Origin of the sequence: Pseudomonas putida, assembly GCF_001636055.1 — a bacterium.
Classification (GTDB): domain Bacteria; phylum Pseudomonadota; class Gammaproteobacteria; order Pseudomonadales; family Pseudomonadaceae; genus Aquipseudomonas; species Aquipseudomonas machongensis.
In genome coordinates this window covers 3,287,560-3,307,485 of sequence record NZ_CP011789.1, presented here as the reverse complement: position 1 = coordinate 3,307,485, position 19,926 = coordinate 3,287,560, and the positions used below count along the sequence as shown (strand labels likewise).

Below are 19,926 nucleotides of genomic sequence, written 5' to 3'. Positions count from 1 at the left end.
CATTGCGTACATTGCTTCCAACGAAATTCGAAGAGGGGTACTGAAATGGGTGAATACAACCGCAGCATAGTGCAGGCTCCAGCCGCTCCGGCCGGACGCACACTTATCCGCGGCGCAACTGTGCTGAGCATGGACGGCGACATCGGCAATCTGGCGCGTGGCGATATCCTCATAGAAGGCAGCACCATCTCGGCCATCGATGAAAATCTCGAAGCCGGCGACGCTGTTGTGATTGAGGCATCCGGCATGATCGCCATGCCGGGCATGGTCGATACCCACCGTCACTCCTGGGAGGGGCAACTACGGCGAATTAATCCGAACGCCGCAACCCTGGAGGATTACTGCAACGCCACCCACTTTTCGTTCGCCAAATATTACCGTCCGGCGGACATGTATATCGGCAATCTGCTGAGTGCATTGGGCTGTATCGATGCTGGTATCACGACCCTTGTCGACAACTCGCATAACAGCCGCACCGGTGCGCACTCCGATGCCGCAGTAGAGGCGCTGCTCGATGCAGGCATACGCGCCGTACATGCTTCGGGAGCGCCGGTGGCGGGTGAGTGGGACAAAGCCCACTGGCCGGGCAACCTCGAGCGTCTGCAGGACAAATACATCAAGAACGGTGACAACCCGCTGCTCTCACTGGCAGTGATGGCGCAGCTGGAACCTGAGCTGTGGGCTGAGGCCAGGCGCCTGGGATTACCGATCATCACCGAGTTTTTTGGTGGGGACATGGCAGCTGAATTGGAAGGCTTGCATCGCGAGGGGCTGCTGCGCTCTGACAACATCTTCAACCACTGCACCGCGCTGCCGGACGCCGGGTGGAAGATCCTTCGCGAGGCTGGCGTGCGGGTCAACGTATGCCCGCGTTCAGATGCCCACTACGGCATTGAAGATGGAATGTTCGCCATGCAGGCGGCTCAGCGTCATGGCATCAGCCCTGGGCTGAGCGTTGATAACGAAACGTCCTACAGCGGCGACATGTTCATGGAGATGCGGGTAGCGTTTTATCTGCAGCGCGTCCTGGGCATGCATCAGCAGCGCTGCTGCAGCGAAGACCATCATCCGGTGGTGACCCTGCCCGCCCATGTTCTGCTCAAAGCCGCGACTGTCGACGGCGCCACCTGCGCTGGCTTGCATGACAAAATCGGCAGCCTGGTTCCCGGCAAACAGGCTGACATGATCCTTATCAATGCGCAGGACATCAACCTTTATCCGTCAGGTAATGCCTTCGGCACCGTGGTACATGCGGCAGAGCGCAGCAATGTCGACACTGTCATGATCGGCGGGCGTATCGTCAAGCAGGGCGGCAAGGTTCTGGGTGTGAATAGCGAAAAGCTGCGCGCGGCGATCGACGAGTCCCGTGAACATCTGTTTGCTGCTGCTGGCTATCAGCCGGATATGTTTGCCGAGGCATTCTTGCCGCTTGAGTCAGCCAAGTAAGGAGGCGTTAAATGAATGCAGCCTACTACCTACTGGCTATCTGCGCGGGGCTTGGTATCACCCTGCAGACCACGCTGAATGGCCAACTCGCTAAAGGTGTGGGTGGAGATTCCGTAGCGGCGGCACTGTTTTCTTTTACTGCCGGTGCGCTATGCCTGGGCATCTTTTCGTTGATGCGTGGCGGGATAGTGGCTTCAATCGCGGCTATCCCTGCCCAGCCTTTGTGGAGCCTTCTAGGTGGTCTGCTAGGTGCCGGCGCGTTGCTCAGCTACGTCGTACTCGCGCCAAAAATAGGCCTTTCAGCGCTGCTTGGCCTCGCCATCGCCGGGCAGATCATTTCGTCCCTAGTTATCGATCACTTGGGACTGCTCGGGGCAGTCGAGAGGCCGGTATCTGGTTTCAAGTTGGCCGGGGTAATCGTGATGCTCGGAGGCTTGGCAATCGCCCTGTTTGGTGACCGGTGGTCAGGGCTTGTATCCAGCTGACTCCCGTGGTTAACCCCTCTCGCTTGAAAGCCACTGATACCGATGGAGTGCAGCTTGAAGCCGAAGCGGTTGCCGCAGGAGAACTGACAGAAGAGCGATTACGAGGGTTAACTGAGTACGGGAAGCTCGGTAGAGGACTCAGTGTGATCATTTCTGGCTGCTGGCAGCCCTTAACGACTGACCGCTATCGATCCAGGCTGTGGAAAAACGCAGGAATCGCATCGATAATTGAGAACCGAGCAGATTACCTGCGGAATCATCAGGCGAGAGCGTAAATACACTCACCCAGAAAAATAGACATTTTTAGTGCTACACGGGCCGCGTCAGCGGCCCATGTAGCTGTTTACGGGCCAGCAAACGGCGGGGTTACGCCCTGATCGCCTCAAGTAGCTCTGCGATGCCGAAAATGCTCACCATGCGTTTGTGGAGGCGAGCACGTGAAGGCTCATTTCGGTGCTTAACCTCGGCAGGGTTTTGGTCACGAACTGGTTGCTTCCCTTCCAGAATCTGTTCGTTCCAAAGGTGTGCTCCACCAGGCGAACCTTCATCATCTCCGGATCTTGCTCCAATCGGATTTGCCCCTCTCGCCTACTGCTTCATGCTCGCAGCGCTTGAGTCGCCGCTCTTTATCGGTCTTACACTGCTTCTGCATGGAGCAACTCCGGCATCCTGAAAACCAGTATGCAGTAACAGGCGGTCCTCCATCGAGGAACAGGCGCGATGAGTGCCTGTCGTAATGCCGCGTCGTGGCTACTCAGCACTAAAGTCGAAAAGCTGAAACAGCAAATGCAAAAACTCAAGGGCATCGAGGCGCAGCTTCGAGCCAGTCCCGATCAGCAAATCTCGCTTGCCGGCGGAACCACTCAATGACCTCTGGTTGAAGAATCGGAGTTACCCATTCCGGAGGGGAGTCCTGCGTCAATCCACCAATCGCCATGAGCCGTAGGACCTCAGGGTCTAGCCTCAGTTGCTCGGCTGCGGAAAACACTGGCAGCAGCGCTTGCTGAACTTGAATTTCTGACTCACTGGATACGGACATAGTCTTCCACTCTCTCCTTAGACCGATCCGACACGTCAGCCGTTTGAGAAAGTGAAGATGAAGCCTCGCGCGCCCTCTGGAGGGCCATATCTACGCCCCAGGAAAGAGCCGTTGTCATCGACTGGCCCGGTCGTGAATCGAAACATTGTTCATCAAGAACCAGGCCGCTTGGCGCGTACACGCCGATGAACAGTTGAGTTCCTCCAGCTCGAGAGAGCCTGCTTTGCACGTCAATGGTTGTACCATCGGCGAGGGATTCATCATGGATCTGGTGGTGGAGCGTGGGGTCAGCCCATGCCCAAAAAAGCCTTACCGCGAATGCGCATGTCGTTCTCTTACGACGCTAGGTCTATGCTGAAGGATTTATCCACCATGGGCGCATCACCTCCGAATAGCGACCGATTTCCACCGCGCCGATGAGATACCGGACCGGCGGGTCAAAATGCTCCACAAGAATTTTTTTTTGTATAAGAAGACGCGCGTTGCGAGAAAGAAATCGCGGAAATGACAAATTCCTAGAAGGCCCAGCACGTCCTTGGCTGGGCCCGACCCGTTACTTCTCGAGGGTGGCGGCCTGGTTGCCGCCTTCTTCGGCAATCGCTGACAGTTTCTCGTCTGCAGCTTTTTCTTCTGCAAGCGTGTCGGCCAACAGCGAGGCCGCCTCTTCCATACCGAGGTGCTTGGCCATCGCAATTAGGGTGCCGTAGCTGGCGATCTCATAATGCTCAACCTTCTGGCATGCCCCGATGAGCGCCGCATCGAGCACCGCCCCCTTCTCGATTTCATCTATCAGCTCTTTGCTCTCCTCAACCAAACCCTCCATGGCTACGCACTTCATCCGCTTGAGTTTCAATCCAGCGGACTCTACCAACTGGTCAATGCGCTCTATCTGCCCCTGGGTTTCCGCTAGGTGTGAAGTGAACGCATCCGCCAGCAGCGGATTGGTAGATGCCCTAGCCAGACGCGGCAATGCTTTGGTGATCTGCTTCTCAGCGCTGTACACATCCGAAAGCTCATGGATGAACAGGTCTTCAACTGTTTTGCGAGCAACCATCGTCATTCTCCTTGGGTTTGAAAATCGATTTCACTGCAGGGTGTGGCTGACCAAGCTCTCGTGTGAGGACTCAATGGGAAGCTTTGGGGGCAGATCGTTGGGCAGCAGGGAGCCAACGCCGAACATGCTTATGGCCATCTTTACTCGCATCGCTCGGCAAGCCAGGCGCGAGTCGGCCTCGAACTCTGCTACCGCCGCGCTCATCAAATGCTCAAAGCCGATGCCGACCTGAGCCTTATCCCTCCTTTTCAAAGTGCTCATTGCGGCCTCCCGAAATTCAGTCATCTTTACCGTTGACCAAGCCTGAACCAAGATCCGCGCCGGTGACCGGGTTGCTGGCTGGATCGGACCTCGTCCCCAGCTTCATGGCTTCCAATACCGCCAGATCAGGAGCGGCCAGTTCTACCGAAGCGGTGCCATCTCCGCCATCAACGGCAGCCGATGGATTCTCGACGTACTCCCACTCCTCGCCTTCATTCCAAGGGCCGCGCACATTCGGCTCACCCGACATGTTGAAATATTTGTTGGTGAACTCCGGCATGCCAGGGAGCTTGCCCTGAGGGAAGTTAGGCTGGATGGCGTGCAGTGCTTTTTCGAAAGAAAGCTGGTGTGCGATTTCTCGCGTCATCAAGAAACCCAGCGCCTCTTTCACGCCTGGGTCGTCCGTCACGTTCATCAGGCGCTCGTACACGATCTTCGCCCGCGCTTCGGCAGCGATGTTGGAGCGAAAATCAGCTGTCGGTTCACCGATGGTGTCCACATAGGCCGCACTCCAGGGCACCCCTGCCGAGTTGGTAAGCGGAGCGCCGGCGCCGTAGAGGATGCTGGTAATGTGGGAATCGTTACCGGCGCCATTGATTGCTCGGTACAGCTCTCCCTCCTCTTCGACCCCCTCAGCAAGTCGGCCCTTGGCGCCCTTGTTAAGCATCACGACTATCGAGCCTACAATCTCCAGGTGGCTCAGCTCTTCAGTGGCGATGTCCATCAGCAGGTCTTTGCGGGTCCGGTTGTCAAAAGTCCCACCGAGCTGAATTTGATCTGCCGGACGACAATCAAGGAACTGAGTTCTGGGGAGCCAAACGCGACGGTTATATTCAATGATACCGATCCGGTCGTGGGTGGTTTTGATCCAGAGCGAATGGCTCAGGTATTTACCAACCTGATTGGTAATGCAGTCAGGCATGGTGACCTGCAGCAGCCAATCCAGGTCGCCCTCAAAGGCAGCCACAACACAATGACCTTCGGAGTCAGAAACGCCGGAGAGCCCATCTCTCCAGCCGCTATGCCATCCTTGTTTGATCCTGATCGTCGATACTCTGGTTATACCGAGACGGGTAGCAAAGCTTCTCAAGGCCTGGGGTTAGGCCTTTTCATCGCAGCTGAAATCGTCGCCAGTCATGGAGGGAAAATCGACGTGTCATCCTCTAAAGAGAGCGGCACCTGCTTCAGCGTGACGATCCCGCTGTAGAGCGGTGCTCAAGGAGGGCTGCTGCTTCACGCATAAAAATCTCGAGAGTTTTAGGGCCAACCCCTTCGAAGCTCAAAAGCCAGGCCTGGAAGGCAGAGGTGTCCAACTCGTTCTTTTTCAGCGAGATCAACTGAACATCGAGTTCGCTAGCGGCCCGAACACTCAAAGCATGAAGCCGCTTCGCCGTGGACTCGTCGTATCGCGCGTAACCTGCCTGGCCTAGGAGTCCTACGAGATCCCGATGGGAACAGCGGGCCAACTTCTCCGGCGTATCCAGGCCATGCCGATCAACCAAGTTCCGGTACTCCTCCACGGCGAAGGAGGAACGAATCCTCTTCCCGATCAGGTAGCTCGCGAGCAGCCACTTGTACAGCCCATGCCCGGTCGAATCGCTGACATTGATACCCAGGCCTGCAGCGGTAACTGGTATCACCCCTTCGAACGCCTCGGGTCAGCCGAACGTGGGTAGGTACGCTCTTCTTCGATGGTGCCGTCAGCTTTATGAATTTTCACCGAAGCTGTTTTGCCATCAAAGAAGTCAGCCAGCGAACCAACCAACCCCTGCTTCGTAGCGGCGCGCTTGGCGGCTCGTTCCGCACCGGTTTTCTTCAGCTCCCAGCCATCAGCGGTTAGGCTCAGGTGGTAGTTGTCCATTGCCTTTCTCCTCATGCGTAAATGACTTGACCGTCGTCCTGAATGTCTTCGTCGGCGTCCGCTGCGTCCGTTGCATCGGCGCCTCTCACGCCCAACGCTCCCAAGGCAATGTCGGCGCTGTGAACGCGCGGCGATCATCCACAAATCGAATTTAGGGACGTCACGGGCAGAATGATCAGGAACTCCGAAAATGGGTTGATCTTCGGCTACGCGATAGGCGACCGGGTTAACGCGTTGTATCGCCCTGAAGCACCCGCTACGACCGCGATCATCAATGACCGAGGCGCGCTGTGGGGCGCGAGCCTTTGCCGGCCCTTGCCTCTGATAGCGGACTTTGTGGGAGCGAGTTAACCCGCCAACACCGGCAAAGCCGGTGACATCCACCGCGTCGTCTGCTTAGCGGGAAAACCCGCTCCCCACAGAGTGCGCGTCGCACTTGGTAAAGCCGTTAGCGCTCAGCGGTCGCAAAGGGGCGATTGCTGCTCTTCACGATCATGGATATCGTCATGCCTACCTCTTCGCTATATTAGGTCTGATAAGCACAGGTTATCCGAACCTATTGCCGCGTTGAGCAATATGAAATTGACAGAGCCGATACAGATGCCTTCGTCCCTGCCGCTGGTGCTGGCAGAGCTGGCTGGCAACAACCGGGCCGCTGCTGAAGCATCATCACCGCCGGCATCGCAGCCAATACCGTGCACAGCTATCAGGGCGCCCTAGCATACTCGGCGGCGTGGCTGCGTTTGCGCTATTGCCGGTCGCTTGGCGATGGCGCGCTGCCGCCCGAGATTGCGGTGCAGTTCATCGTCAACCACCTAACCAGGCCCGATACTATCGGCGGTTAAACACACCTGCTGCCGCCGGCCGTCGACGCCGCGTTGATGGCGGCCACAGTCACGGGAAAGCTGGGGCCACTGTCGTTCAGCACCGCTTGGCAGTTTGGGCTAAATGGGATAACCCAAGTGAGGCTCCAGCGGTGAAGGCTCTACTGCGTGAGACACGCAAGGCTCAGGCACGCCAAGGTTTATCCGTGCGAAAGAAAACCGCAGTGGTATCGGAGCCGCTGCAGGCGATGCTCGCCACCTGCAATAACGGCGTGCGTGGCACGCGCCCTGCTGTTGCGGGCCTAGAGCGGCGGTGGCCAGCGCCGCTCGGAAATCGTGGGTTTAGAGATCGGAGACCTGCGCCGCCTAGACGTCGAAACCTGGCTTTATACACTCGGGGCAACCAAAACCGATAGTAGCGGCGTACGGCGGGAAAAGCCGCTTGAGGGACTGGCGGCTCCGGCGCTGAATGTATGGCTTCCTGAAGTACCGGCCTGCGAGGGTCCGCTATTTCACCGCTTGTACAAAGATGGCGGGTTCGCGGCTGCTGGTCTGTCCGGTGACCAGGTCGCGCGCATCGTTAAATGTCGCGCAGCACTGGCCGGCGTTGACTGCGACTGGGTAGCGCACAGCCTAGGTTCAGGATTCTTCACTGAGGCTAGAAAACAGGGCGTGCCGCTTGATGAAGTCATGGCGATAACTGAACACCGTAGCATCAGCACGGTGATGGGAAACCTCCAGGTAGGCTCTCTGCTGGGCAGCCGTGCTAGCCAACTGTATCCAGCACCAACTCCAGAGGACGACGATAAACAAATGCCAGTAACCGAGTGAGCTTGCGCTTCGCACCCCGTCCCACTCCCGCGGCTCCAAGGGTTTTCGCGTTTAGGTCTGGCGCCAAGCTGATTAGTCGGGTTGGCGTCACAAACGCTTACAGCCTGAATAGGCTAACCCGACCGTCGAGCGGCCGCTCTCCGGCACCTTCTTCGTAATAATGTACGGCCCAACCCTCAGGAACGTGCGCCTCCCGACGAACGTAATCAGCGGAGCTGCTAAACTCTACCTACCAGCCCACAAGGCGCGTGCTAGAGCTCTCCCATAAAGGGTCTGCAAGTACCGCATGGATGCCAAATGGTTGGCTGATATTTAAGAACAACAACTTTTACAAGGTATAATGATGTTATACCTAGTGCCTGACCTTTTCCGACAATCTGCGCTTGCCAGTCATCGACCGCGATGCCACTTTTTACGTGAGCTGCGCGAGGTAGTTAATCGATGCACAGGCACATATTGACGGAAGGTACGAAAATAATTCATAACGGCGCTTTAGCTGAAGTAGTAGCTTGGGTAGAAGCTGACAAGCTGCAGATAATTGACAGTTATCACAAAATCAAAATAATCAACATTTGCGAGATTCAGTGCGTAATTGATCATGCCACTCTCCAGACATCATTGAAAAACGATAGCCTTGATATTTCGGCTTTCGATGCAGAACAACTGAGCGATGCCCAGAGAAAATATGATGTCATCACCAAGCACCTTGAAGAACCAGCCAGTCGCCCAGTTGCCGAAGCGGTGGCTCAGGACCTGGCCTGTAGTAGTTCATATGCCTACACATTGATCCGTCGCTATGTGCGCGGGAGTTTTAGCTCGCTGATAAAGGAGAAGCGTGGACGGAAAGTTGGTACCCGACGCCTTGCGAGCGAAGTAGAGAACATCATCGACAGTACCATCACCGCGAGCAAAGGTCCTGGAAGCTCTATCAACGCCATATCAGAAGCAGTCAAAACAATGTGCGAGAACGCTGGCTACCCAGCGCCGAGCACTAAGACCATTGCCTTGAGAGTACGCCAGCGCTCCCCCAGTGACAATACGAAACGGTTGCATGGTGGAAAGAAATCTCGACAGGACCATCTGGTGCGCGGAGGAAAACATCTAACTAAGCGTGCGCTTGAGCTAGTTCAAATAGACCACTGCATCATTGACGTTATCGTCGTCGATTCGACCAGCCGAAAACCGATTGGGCGCCCATGGTTAACGATTGCAATCGACGTCCACACCAGATCTGTCATCGGTTTTTATCTAAGCCTTCACCATCCTTCCGCGGTATCCAATGCTGCATGCTTAGTGCACTCGGTCACACCTAAACACGGCTGGTTATCAGAGCTCAATTTGCATGAAATTCAATACCCTATGTATGGGCTCCCCCAGCACATTTATGTCGATAACGGCAAAGATTTTCGCTCTGCCGCGTTCATTTCAGGATGTAAAGAATATGACATTAAATTAACGTGGCGCCCTCCTGGTTCGCCACATTATGGCGGTCACATCGAGCGATACATCGGAACCCTTATGAAATCTATGCGTGGCTTGCCGGGCGCTATCCTCGCGAGTGTCGCAGACAAGGCAAGATACTCCAATCTAAAGGCGCCAGGAATGACATTGAGTGAAGTGCGCGACTGGATCATTGAGCAGGTCGGTATTTATCACATGAAAGAGCACTCCGAACTGGGGTGCTCTCCCCTGCTTAAATGGGAGAGCGCTCACAAAAATAAAGATGGGAAAATAATTCCACCAGCGATAGTAGGAGATTTTAGGAAATTAGCCATAGACTTTCTTCCATTTAAGCGAGGCTCAATCCAGAGAAGCGGTGTCACTATCCACGGAGTGCAGTATTATGCGCCGGCGCTCAAGCGCTTCAGCATTAAAACACCTTGCATTATCAAGTTCAACCCACAGTCAATCTGTAAGATCTGGGTAAAACCAAACGGTGAAGGCAGTTATATTCAGTGTGACTACTCGGACATCAGATTACCAGATTGCTCGCTCGCTGAACTAAAGGCTGCACGCAAGGAACTGAGCGCCGAGAACAAATCTAGAGTGCCTGTTTCAATGATATTCGCGGCAGTTGAAAGAAACCGCGAGAGGGTTGCAGCAGCGACACAAAAGACTGCAAAAATGAGACGCGAGCAAGAAAAACAAAAAAATTTGTTCACCGCAGATTTAAAGAGGATAGTGCCAGAGCTCTCACCTCGCCTGGACTATAGCCGTCAACCAAAGACTTACGACGTGGAGTGAATGTGATGGCTAGCGACTATTCGCACCTCAACACACTGTGCCAGTCCGTAATGGCGCTGCCCACCAAGGAGAGGATAGGTTTCATTCATAAAGATAAGTGGGTGAATCACAGCGCAGGAGTGAATATCCGGAATAGAATCAAATCCTCACTTTTCCTGCCCAATAACGAACAAGCAATGTGCATGATGATCGTAGGTGCCGGAGGAGTTGGAAAATCTAGTCTGCTTGATCGCGTCGTGAAAGATTGTGAATCATGGGCTCATCGACAAGGCGTACCTGCACCATACCTGCAATTGAAGCTGCCGTCAGATCCGACGTTGAGAAATAATATATCCGCGCTGTGTAACCAGTGCGGGCTGTCTACCCACAGCGTAACGAAAGATGCACTGCCTAGGCCGTTGGAACTATTGTTTAAGGCCCGAAAAATCAGAATGTTGCTCGTGGATGAATTCAATCACCTGCTGGCTGTAAATCGAATCGAAGCGAGAAAGAATTTAAATTTCTTCAAGCTTATCTCTGGCCCTCCAATGTCACTCATACTGGTGGTGTTTGGCACGCATGATGCTATGCACGCAATAAGAATGGACATACAGCTCTCCAGTCGCTTTCAGGTTTTTGAACTGGAGCAGTGGAGGCCAGACGAGGAATTTCGATCATTTCTGGCCAGCTACGAAAAATGCATCCCCCTCATGCATCCATCTAATTTGGCGTCCAAAGAGATAGTTGATTATTTTGTTAATCAACTAGAACCAACAACACGCAATATCGTCAATCGACTCAAATGGGCTGCGATGACGGCCATTCTTGAAGGTTCCGAGCGCATTAGTATTGATGTGCTTAAAAGATCTGATTTCCTCCCTGACCTGAGCTCGGTGTATGAGTAGTAACCACTTATTTGTAGGCATGCACCGGCCTTACTCTGATGAGGTCTTCAGTTCGTGGCTTAATCGCGGTATAAAACGAGGCGTTCCAAAGTTTTTTGAGACGGCGGCAATATTGGCACATTTAGGGATTACTGATCCAGACAGCATCAAGCATGCCCAAGTGTGCATCTTGTCCTCTCAGATCCTGGGCTGCACACCTAGCGCGATCCAGAGCCTACTGCCAACCCCCGCTTTGTGGCTTCCGCCCGTCACTCAGAGACGAAAATACTGTATTTCCTGCATAGCTGAAGATCTGGCTCAAGGGCGCCATCCAGCTTACAGAAGATCTTGGCTCCATCGATGGTCCGTTGGCTGCCCTGTGCACTTACATCCGTTGTCGATGATCCATCACTTTACTGAGGACACTAATGAAACTATAAGTCATGCTGTTTTTGTTGCTCTATCAGGCGACTCGCCTTGGTATAAATTTAGCTATCAAGCCATCCTGGCTGCCTCTTTACGGCGCCCTGAACTTGGCTGCTTTCTGACTGCGCTACGCTTCCAGCTTTGGCTAGCAAACGCCCTTAAACATTCGACAGTGCATCTGCCTACCGGAAGGTCAATAAAAGCAAACCACCTCTTACAGATAATTGATGCCACCGCAATAACTCTGGTCAAGGGTTTTTGCGACACGGACCTTGCCCTCGTATCTTTTACGCCACACGACGCCGGCAGTGATGCCGATCGTCACAACGCTGCTAGATTAGCACCTAACGATATTGCGCGGTTTGACCCTTTGCATACCTCAAGATTACTCGCTACTCTTGGGGCATTCCTAGGCATCCCTTCTTGCGTATCAATGTGGCGCATACTTAGCAGGAATTATCGATATAGTCCACCACCCCTTATAAGCTTTTTTCCTGATATAGAAGCACAAATAACTGATGAGATAATCAAAAAATTATGTGCTTATAAAAACCCTTGCATTGATCTCGTGGAGGGTTGGCTTAGTAGCGTAGGGACACACCGACTCCATCCCGCGCCCTTTTGTTTTATTCGATAACGTTCCTAAAGCTTTGCGACTGCTAACCGCCGCGTTTGGAGAATCCTCGCATGGCAAACCCAATCGACCCCAATGACTTGGACCACTCAATTCTTCCTGAAAACATCTTCTTCGCTCAGCAGGCTTTAAAGCAATATTTTTTACACTTTATCGGCGACAGTCGCACGACGATGTTTAACTGTCTTAAGTACCTTGCACGCGACATTGGCTACGACGACTCACGACTTGAAAGCGTACCTTGGCAAAGGCTGGACGCCCCCAGCATTATTTCATTAGTCAGTGAGTGGAAACAAAAATACTCTACAGCCACAATAGAGCTGAGGCTGATTGCAGTACGAAAAATACTTCGGTGCTGTATGGCTCAAGGCCTCATCACTGACAGACAGTACCGAGAAGTAGATGCGCTTCGATTTGAGTTTGAACAATTGAGAGATTATCGTGGCGTCTATGTCAACTCCGACACCATTGTAAATTTAATGCGCAGCTGCCTGAACGATGAACGTTACCTCCTCGCACTTAGGGATTGCGCCATGGTTGCTTTGCTTTTCGGAGCGGGTTTACGTCGAGCAGAGGCTAGCGCAGTTAGGCGTCATGATGTGGATTTGAAAAATACATCGCTGCAAATATTCAACAAAGGAAAACTAACCTCCCGTCGTCTACTCAACTGGGCACACGAACCATTGATCAACTGGCTGGAGGAGTCAGGCAACCATATCGACTGTGGCGATTGTATTCTCCAACGTGTCAGCAAGAGCGGGAGAATACTGGGAAATCTTACGGCGGATGGTTTGTATAGCGCACTAAGGTCAAGGTGCTTAGAAGCGGGCATCTGTCCCTTGGGGCCTCACGACGCAAGGCGAACATTCGCTATGGATTTTTCACACAAATATGGCTTAAGCGCCGCTCAAATTGCACTCGGGCATAAAAGTATTTCTTCGACGTTAAAGTACGACCAATCGGGAGATCAGGGATCTGAATGGGCTGAGTTTTAGCTAAAGCGATTCCTGGATAATCCCATCATCACTTCGGTCAAATCCCCCATACCTGCTGCAAAAAACCGCGGCTGCTCTAGTCTTTGTACGCCATATAGCCCGGTTCGATATGATTGAAAACGATCCAATAAAAGTAGGCACATCATGCCATTTCGCATACTCACTGGTCGACTCAAAACCCTCCATGACTAATTCTGACGACAGGCAGATTTGGGGGGCTTCGACAGGCCTTATCCTTGAGGACATAAAAAGTAATTTCGTGCATTTCTCGCATAAAAAGAAGAAAATCTGACCTATATCCCAGCTTGGTGTTTTGTGTTTTTCAAAAAAGCCATGTAAAGCAATGGCTTAAGATTTATTCTTTTTAAGGTAGGCTGACAGCTAAAAACTGATGGTGCAAAATCAGACGCGCCGGATATTTGGGGATTTAGTTCGTGCCAGCGTGTTGGTTGGGTCTTGCGTATGGGTACTACGTGTGCCGCCATGCTGAGCTGCCAGCGACACTGGGCTATTTATTGTGTGTCGTGAGCATGCTTGCTCCGAGACTTGTTGGCGATGAGCCTCCCCTCGATGGACGTTCAACCAGAACCTGCGCTGGCAAACGTTCCGACTAGATGGGCAACTGGTTTCCAACGCCAAGACGGCCGCCGACACAGGACCAGGTCCGGCGTCAGCCTGCGGCCTTGCAGCCAAGGCTGCGCATGAGGTCGCGCGCTGTTTCGAAGAACATCTGCTTGAGGTTGTGCGCACTTTCTTCGGTCAAGCGACTGGCGGGCCCGGAAATGACCAGCGCCCCCATGGTCTCGCCTTGAGCGCCATAGATCGGCAGAGCCATGGAGGCGGCGTGGGGATCCGTGGCCCCTTGGGAATAGAAAGGATTTTGCAGCGCAATGCCCACCTCATACGGCGCGCGCAGAGCTTGCGCACCCGCAGCCTCGTCCATCGGGCGCATATCGCCAGGCTGCATGATGAGCCGCAGCCGATGAGAAGAATTCACCCGATACTGGCACATGCGGTAGGCGCCGTGGCGCACATAGAAGGAGGCGGTCTCCCCCGACTGTTCGGCCAGGTGATGCAACCGTGGCATGACATGTCGTTCCAGATCGAGCGCTTCCTGATACACAGCGTTCAAGCGCATCACCTCGCTCGCCAACTGATAGCGGCCGTCGGCCATGCGCGTGATGAAGCCATGATTTTCGAGCGAAACCATCAAGCGCATGATCGTGCTCTTGATAAGCCCGGTGCGTTCCACCAACTCGACCAGGCTCAGCGCTGAATCGCCGATCTGAAACGCTGTGAGCACGGTCAGGACTCGGTCTGCCGAAGCCACGCCATTTACCGCTGGACGCGGTCGCGCTTTCACCATTTGCAAAACCTCACATGAAGAGTGCCCTGAAGGTACGCACGGGCAGAAAGCGCCCATTATCAGACAATGGCTTGGCTGTGGCCAACTGCAGATGCGCCTCGCAGACGCTAAAATGCCAGCAGGCCGATGATTGCGCCTGCTGGCAACGGGTAGAACGGCTGTTACGGACCGGAGCTGCGCCGCGCTGCGATTACACCGCCAGGGCGCGGGCGCGTAGCTCGGTGTTGAGAATACGGTCGTTCTCGCTGTAGTCAACCGGGCAGTCGATCACATGCACACCCGGGTTGGAGATGCAGTGATCCAGCAGCGGCAGCAACGCATCGGCGCTCTCGACACGAATGCTACCCGCCGGACGGCCGGCATCGTTTTGCCGCTCCTGAGTGCGCGGTCAGGCCCTCCCCTCTGCAATCTTGTAAGTTGCCCGAGCAGTGCCGCTGAACAGCCAGTCTTTCTCGGCATCGGTAAAGTCCGCGACCACACGCTTGAATGCGTTCCATAGCACGCCGTAGCCGAACATGCCCTTGTCGACGGGAAAGTTGCTTTCGAACAGGCAGCGCTCTACACCGAAGCATTCTATGGCCAGCAGCAGGTATGGCCGCCACAACGCAGCCAGCAGGGCCGACCCCGGCGGCTGTGAGGCGATGTGGTGATCGAAACCTGACACTTTCATTCCCAGTCCTCCCAGCTTCAACCGCACGTTGGCACATTGCGCCAACTGCCGAAGGTCAGCCGACCAGCGCGCGAACACTTGCTCACGCTGGCCTGCATAAGGCCCGGCACCCAGCGGCCCGCCCAGATGGTCAACAACGATGACCAGTTCCGGGAATGACCGGGCCACCTCAAGTACCTCGCCGAGCTGGGTATGGTAGGCCCAGATATCCAGCACCAACTCACGCTGCTGAAGCTGGGCAAGCCCTTGCTGGAAGGCTGGCTCCAGCAGAATGCCTGCAGGCGGTGGTTTGGGATTGGACACCAGCCTTGGGTCTGCATGCCAGGCCGTTGTATTGCGGATACCGCGCAGGCGCGGGCCGGCACGCTGGAGCATTTCGTCGAGCACCGGCGCCACGGCATCGCCCAGCAACAGGTTGGCGCCACCCACGATGGCCTGGCACAGCCGTACCTCACCTAACACTCCGCTGGCACTGTAGGCCGCCACACCGTTGGCGTACTCGACCTCCCCCACCGCCTGGAACGGCTCCGGACGGTCCACGGCCAGCATCGAACGGCACTGGATATACACCGAGGCCACCAGCCGATGTCCGCAGGCCATGTCGGCCAGATAATCCTCCATCATGTAGCGCTGACCGGGCCGATCCCACAGATGGTGGTGGGCGTCAATGATGGCCCTTTCGGGGTCCAAGGCTGCTTCACTTACCTGGGCAAGCCACTCCGGTCGAACCGGGGCATGGGGGGAATGCATGGTCAGCTCCTGCTACTGGCTCAGAACAATGCCACGGTATAGTTGACGATCAGGCGATTCTGGTCACCATTACGGGCCGCTTCGCTGTGGGACTTGCCGTTGCGCCAGGCCACTCCCAGGCCCTTGAAGGTGCCACTCTGGATCACATAGTCGAGGGAAAAATCCCGCTCCCATTCCGACTGCTCGGCGCCACCTGCGGTCTGTATATGCTCCCCTTTGAGGTACATCACCGAAGCCTTGAGCCCAGGCACGCCCAGCGCAGTGAAGTCATAGCCGTATTGCGCGAAGCCGGTACGCTCGCCGGCACGGGTGAAGCTCAGAAGCATCTTGTCGGTCCACAGATACAAGCTGCTGCCACCGGCGCCCTTGTCGATCGACCCTTGGTTGATCTGCACGAAGTTGCTGTTATCGGAAACACTCTGGTAACCCAGCATCAACGAATGGCCACCCAGGCGGTAGGTAAATGCCGCACTCCACAGGTCGCTGTCGATTTCGCCGTCGCCATTGGCGGTATAGCCGCCGACCGTATAGCCTCGCGCCCGTCCCGACGCACTGCCGTTAGCACCGTCCGAGCGGGTGCGGAAGTAGCGCAGGTCGGAGGTCAGCGAGCTATCGTCAGCGAGCGCCAGTATGTGATTGAGGCCGGCGAAATGCTGCTGGTAATAATCCTGCAACTCACCGACGTAGTACTGCAGCATCAGGGCATCGCTAGCACGATAGTCCGCGCCGGCAAAATAAAACCGGTCGCTTTCCTGCGTACCGCCACTCACGGCCATGCCTGTCAGGTCAGTGGACGCCCGGCCTCTGGCGCGGTTGAGTGCACCCCCTACCAGTGTCAGGTTTTCGAACTCCTTTGACTGCAACTGCGCGCCTTGGAAAGTTTGCGGTAGCACCCGGCCATCAGAGGCTACCAGCACGGGGATCTTCGGCATCAATTGCCCCACTCGCAGCTCGCTCTTGCTCGCCTTGAGCTTCAGGGTCGCACCCGCACTGCCCCACTGGTCCGCTGCATGTTCACCAGCAGAAGGGATCATCGTGCTGCCCGCGTGCCGACCACGCCCGCTGTCCAGGGTGATACCCAGCATGGCGGTCGCATCCACGCCAACACCGATTGTCCCCTCGGTGAATCCGGAGCGCACGTCGAGCAGAAAGCCCTGCGCCCACTCTTCGGTCTTCGACGGCTGGGCGGTGCCATCTCGATTATCGCTGTTGAAGTAAAAATTGCGCATCGCCAGGTTGGCATGGCTATCCGTAAGAAAATCCGCTTGCGCAGGCAGCGTCAGGAGGCCACCACCGGCCACAAGTGCAAAACCACAGAAAGAACGTGAGGATTTCAAGACAAAGGCTCCCTGGGCACCCGAGTACGGGTGCCTGTTTCTTGTTATTGGAATTGACGCAGACTTAGCCCTGCATGCCCCACCGGCGTACTGTGAGCAATTCGATGCTGCGGAACACCAGGCCTTCGACGACCAGGCCGATGACGATGACCATCAGCAGGCCGGCAAATACATGTGGCGTTTCCAGCGCATTGCGATGCTGGAACACATACCAACCCAGGCCGCCGGAATTACCGGAAACGCCGAATACCAGTTCGGCGGCAATCAAGGTACGCCAGGCAAACGCCCATCCAATCTTCAGGCCTGCCAGGATCGATGGCACCGCAGCTGGAATAAGGATGCGCGTGACCAGGCGCAAGCCGCGCAAGCCGTAGTTGCGCCCAGCCATGCGCTGGGTCTGGCTGACTGACAGGAAACCCGAATAGGTATTGAGCGATACCGCCCACAACACCGAATGCACGATCACCAGCATCAGGCTCTGGATGCCCAAGCCAAACCACAGCATGGCCAGCGGCAGAATGGCGATGGCTGGCAGTGGGTTGAACATCGCCGTCAAGGTGGCCAGCACATCGGTACCGAGCCGGGTCGAAACCGCCAGTGAGGTGAGTACCGCCGCCAGGGCGATGGCCAGTGCGTAACTCATCAACAGCACTTTGAGCGAGCTGACTACCGCCAGCGGCAGGACACCATTGAACACGTCCTGGGTCATGGCCTGCACCGTCTCGCTGAAAGTCGGGAACATCAGCGGGTTGTCCAGGTAACGGGCGTAGGCCTCCCAGAGCACGGCCAACACCACGAGCACCAGCGCCCGGCGTACCCCGGTATGTGCGAACAGCCGCTCGAACATGCCCAGTCGCCTGGCGACATCACCCACTTGACCGGGTGGAACCGGTGCGTATTCGAAATCGGCACGTGGCAGGATGACAGGCTTATTCATGGGCAGTCTCACTGTGACCAAAGAGCATGTGGCTGATGCGCTGGTGCAGTTGGCCAAAGGCCTTGCTGCCCTGGTCGGCGAAGCCGAAAGCGCTGGCGTCGAGTTCGGCGCGAACCTGCCCCGGGTGCGGGGTCAGCACGAGAACTCGGGTACCCAGCACGATCGCCTCGTCGATCGAGTGGGTGACGAACATCAAAGTGAACGGGGCCTGATTCCACAACTCCAGCAATTCCTCCTGCATACGCCGGCGGGTCAGCGCATCCAGCGCGGCGAACGGCTCGTCCATCAGCAACATGGCCGGCTCCATCGCCAAGGCGCGGGCAATGGCTACCCGTTGCTTCATCCCGCCCGACAACTGGTGCGGGTAGGCGTCCCTGAACTTCTCCAGGCCAACCTTGGCGGCTGCGCGCGCCGCCCGCTCCGCAATTTCATTGCGCGGGAAGCGCCCGGTGACCTGCATGGGGAACATGATGTTGGCAATGACCGTTTTCCAGGGCATCAGTTGGTCGAATTCCTGAAATACCATCATGCGATCAGGGCCAGGTTCGCGGACCACCTGCCCATCAAGGCAGATCTGGCCAGCCACCGGCTCGACAAACCCGGCGACGCTCTTGAGCAGGCTCGACTTGCCGCAGCCTGAAGGGCCCAGCAAGACGAAGCGATCGTTGCGCTGCACGTCAAACGAAACGTGATGGGTCGCGGTGATCAACTGATCACGTGTTTTGTACTGCAAGGTGACATTGTCCACATTCAGCAGCGCGCGTGCGCTGGCTTGCGCGGGCAAGGCGGTCGGGGACACCAGGCTCATCAGCTACCCTCCCCGTCGGCAACAGGGGCGAAGAACACTGCACGCCAATCGTCGGGGGCCTTTTTCAATGCACCGGACCGCACCATGAAATCGGCCAGGGCCATGACCCCGGTCGGCTGCACCGACCACTCACCACTGACCTGTCGCAACATAGCCTCGACCTGATCGAGCGACAGGCTTGACGGCTCGCTGGCCAAAAACAGTTCCGCTGCCTTGCGCGGCTCCCTGCGAATGTAGGCATTGGCCTCATCGATGGCCGCCACCACAGCAGCGCTTAACTGCGGGTTGTTCTCGACGAAGCGCCCGGTACTGGTCAGTACGCCGCTTGTCATGCGCATATCGAGCGCCGAAGAGAAGTCGAACAGCTTGCTGACCCTGGGATCCTGGGCCAGCTGATAGCTGTATGGGTTGGGGCCGATGTAGCCCTTGATGCCGGCTTTGTTCACCAGGCTGGAAGTCGCGTCGGGGTGAGGAAGACTGACCATCAAGCGGTCCAGCTTGTGGATCTGCTCGGGGCCAAACTGACGCTCGGCGGCCATCTGCAGCAGCAGGGCCTGTTGTCCGCTGGGCGAGCTAACGGCGATCTTGTCATCGGCCTTGAAGTCGGCCAGTGACTTGATCGCCGGGTCATTCACGAACAGGCCGTTGTCCCCGGCCACCAGCGCGCAAAGAGCCCTGACATCCAGCGAGCGACGCGTCTTCTCCCAGGCAATCAACGTCCCGGACAAACCATAGGCGCCAATATCGACATTGCCGCTGATGAGCGCGTCATTGATTGCCGGGGCACCACTGATGCGCTTGATCTCGAAGTCCGCGTCCGGGTGCCCATGGGCCTTGGCTTGCTGACGGAACATACCCAGCTTGTCGGCGACCGTGACCGGCAAGTAGGCATAACCGTACTGGATGGCAAGGGTAACGCGGTCTTGCTCGGCTTGCGCCGTCGCGCAGACTGCAGCCAGACCAAGGGCAATCGAGAGGCTTCTCAGGGACAAACGAGGATGGCACAGCCTGCGCCATGTGCTTAGGTACATAGCAAACTCCACTTGTTATTATTTTAGAACGCCATTTCCTTTACAGAAGGTCATAAACATGCAC

18 protein-coding genes and 5 pseudogenes are annotated in these 19,926 nt (G+C 55.9%); 9 read left to right on the top strand and 14 right to left on the bottom strand.

Annotated features, from left to right (window positions below; translation table 11 throughout):
- The first annotated feature begins 45 nt into the window (after window positions 1–45).
- Entirely contained in the window at window positions 46–1,446 is a 1,401-nt protein-coding gene (locus tag AB688_RS14700) for an amidohydrolase family protein (RefSeq protein WP_027915657.1), read from the top strand.
- 11 nt (window positions 1,447–1,457) lie between these two features.
- Entirely contained in the window at window positions 1,458–1,931 is a 474-nt protein-coding gene (locus AB688_RS14695; protein ID WP_027915656.1) for a DMT family transporter, read from the top strand.
- 366 nt (window positions 1,932–2,297) lie between these two features.
- Here AB688_RS14695 and AB688_RS27200 read toward each other — a convergent pair.
- Window positions 2,298–2,637, bottom strand: a pseudogene (locus AB688_RS27200) (IS5/IS1182 family transposase); the annotation flags it as partial.
- A 14-nt stretch (window positions 2,638–2,651) separates the two neighbouring features.
- On the opposite strand from AB688_RS27200, the gene AB688_RS26815 reads away from it, so the two are divergent.
- Window positions 2,652–2,801, top strand: a complete 150-nt coding sequence (locus AB688_RS26815; protein ID WP_155738207.1) for a hypothetical protein — start codon at window positions 2,652–2,654, stop codon at window positions 2,799–2,801.
- Window positions 2,802–2,953: 152 nt separating this feature from the next.
- Here AB688_RS26815 and AB688_RS27195 read toward each other — a convergent pair.
- The 4 genes and pseudogenes from AB688_RS27195 to AB688_RS14680 form a co-directional block, all read right to left on the bottom strand.
- Window positions 2,954–3,296 (bottom strand): annotated as a pseudogene (locus AB688_RS27195) (hypothetical protein).
- A 227-nt stretch (window positions 3,297–3,523) separates the two neighbouring features.
- Window positions 3,524–4,024 (bottom strand): ferritin-like domain-containing protein, encoded by a 501-nt coding sequence (locus AB688_RS14690; protein WP_027609205.1) that lies wholly within the window; start codon window positions 4,022–4,024, stop codon window positions 3,524–3,526.
- A 30-nt stretch (window positions 4,025–4,054) separates the two neighbouring features.
- Complete coding sequence (locus AB688_RS14685) at window positions 4,055–4,285, bottom strand: hypothetical protein (RefSeq protein WP_033695117.1); 231 nt, start codon at window positions 4,283–4,285, stop codon at window positions 4,055–4,057.
- A gap of 16 nt (window positions 4,286–4,301) precedes the next feature.
- Window positions 4,302–5,024: pseudogene (locus tag AB688_RS14680) on the bottom strand (manganese catalase family protein); the annotation flags it as partial.
- Window positions 5,025–5,162: 138 nt separating this feature from the next.
- On the opposite strand from AB688_RS14680, the gene AB688_RS27545 reads away from it, so the two are divergent.
- Window positions 5,163–5,492, top strand: a complete 330-nt coding sequence (locus tag AB688_RS27545; protein WP_081255333.1) for a sensor histidine kinase — start codon at window positions 5,163–5,165, stop codon at window positions 5,490–5,492.
- On the opposite strand, the gene AB688_RS14675 is transcribed toward AB688_RS27545, so the two are convergent.
- On the bottom strand, window positions 5,470–5,925 hold the full coding sequence (locus tag AB688_RS14675; protein WP_027915655.1) for a DNA methylase: 456 nt from the start codon (window positions 5,923–5,925) through the stop codon (window positions 5,470–5,472). The two genes, AB688_RS27545 and AB688_RS14675, sit on opposite strands and share 23 nt — an antisense overlap.
- Entirely contained in the window at window positions 5,922–6,146 is a 225-nt protein-coding gene (locus tag AB688_RS14670; protein ID WP_027915654.1) for a DUF2188 domain-containing protein, read from the bottom strand. The genes AB688_RS14675 and AB688_RS14670 overlap by 4 nt, the downstream gene beginning before the upstream one ends.
- Before the next feature lie 576 nt (window positions 6,147–6,722).
- Between AB688_RS14670 and AB688_RS26305 the strand changes: the two are divergent.
- The 5 genes and pseudogenes from AB688_RS26305 to AB688_RS26290 all read left to right on the top strand — a co-directional run bounded on the left by AB688_RS26305 (window position 6,723) and on the right by AB688_RS26290 (window position 12,963).
- Window positions 6,723–7,801: pseudogene (locus AB688_RS26305) on the top strand (tyrosine-type recombinase/integrase).
- Window positions 7,802–8,242: 441 nt separating this feature from the next.
- Entirely contained in the window at window positions 8,243–10,045 is a 1,803-nt protein-coding gene (locus tag AB688_RS26300; RefSeq protein WP_081255239.1) for a Mu transposase C-terminal domain-containing protein, read from the top strand.
- 5 nt (window positions 10,046–10,050) lie between these two features.
- Window positions 10,051–10,929, top strand: a complete 879-nt coding sequence (locus tag AB688_RS26295; protein WP_081255238.1) for a TniB family NTP-binding protein — start codon at window positions 10,051–10,053, stop codon at window positions 10,927–10,929.
- A complete protein-coding gene (locus AB688_RS27540; RefSeq protein WP_371259683.1) occupies window positions 10,922–11,971 on the top strand; it encodes a TniQ family protein in 1,050 nt (349 codons plus the stop codon). Before AB688_RS26295 ends, AB688_RS27540 begins: the two co-directional genes overlap by 8 nt.
- Before the next feature lie 50 nt (window positions 11,972–12,021).
- The gene (locus AB688_RS26290; protein WP_081255237.1) at window positions 12,022–12,963 is read left to right on the top strand and encodes a tyrosine-type recombinase/integrase; all 942 of its coding nucleotides are present in this window, start codon (window positions 12,022–12,024) and stop codon (window positions 12,961–12,963) included.
- 670 nt (window positions 12,964–13,633) lie between these two features.
- Here the strand turns inward: AB688_RS26290 and AB688_RS14650 are convergent.
- The 7 genes and pseudogenes from AB688_RS14650 to AB688_RS14625 all read right to left on the bottom strand — a co-directional run bounded on the left by AB688_RS14650 (window position 13,634) and on the right by AB688_RS14625 (window position 19,862).
- A complete protein-coding gene (locus AB688_RS14650; RefSeq protein ID WP_081255236.1) occupies window positions 13,634–14,329 on the bottom strand; it encodes an IclR family transcriptional regulator in 696 nt (231 codons plus the stop codon).
- Window positions 14,330–14,519: 190 nt separating this feature from the next.
- A pseudogene (locus AB688_RS27340) lies at window positions 14,520–14,666 on the bottom strand (hypothetical protein); the annotation flags it as partial.
- Between the two features lie 51 nt (window positions 14,667–14,717).
- Window positions 14,718–15,749 (bottom strand): amidohydrolase family protein, encoded by a 1,032-nt coding sequence (locus AB688_RS14645; protein WP_063544930.1) that lies wholly within the window; start codon window positions 15,747–15,749, stop codon window positions 14,718–14,720.
- A gap of 20 nt (window positions 15,750–15,769) precedes the next feature.
- Window positions 15,770–17,086 (bottom strand): OprD family porin, encoded by a 1,317-nt coding sequence (locus tag AB688_RS14640; protein WP_063544929.1) that lies wholly within the window; start codon window positions 17,084–17,086, stop codon window positions 15,770–15,772.
- Window positions 17,087–17,150: 64 nt separating this feature from the next.
- Window positions 17,151–18,023 (bottom strand): ABC transporter permease, encoded by an 873-nt coding sequence (locus tag AB688_RS14635; RefSeq protein WP_063544928.1) that lies wholly within the window; start codon window positions 18,021–18,023, stop codon window positions 17,151–17,153.
- Window positions 18,016–18,831, bottom strand: a complete 816-nt coding sequence (locus AB688_RS14630; RefSeq protein WP_063544927.1) for an ABC transporter ATP-binding protein — start codon at window positions 18,829–18,831, stop codon at window positions 18,016–18,018. The genes AB688_RS14635 and AB688_RS14630 overlap by 8 nt, the downstream gene beginning before the upstream one ends.
- Entirely contained in the window at window positions 18,831–19,862 is a 1,032-nt protein-coding gene (locus tag AB688_RS14625) for an ABC transporter substrate-binding protein (RefSeq protein ID WP_063544926.1), read from the bottom strand. The genes AB688_RS14630 and AB688_RS14625 overlap by 1 nt, the downstream gene beginning before the upstream one ends.
- Between the last annotated feature and the right edge of the window lie 64 nt (window positions 19,863–19,926).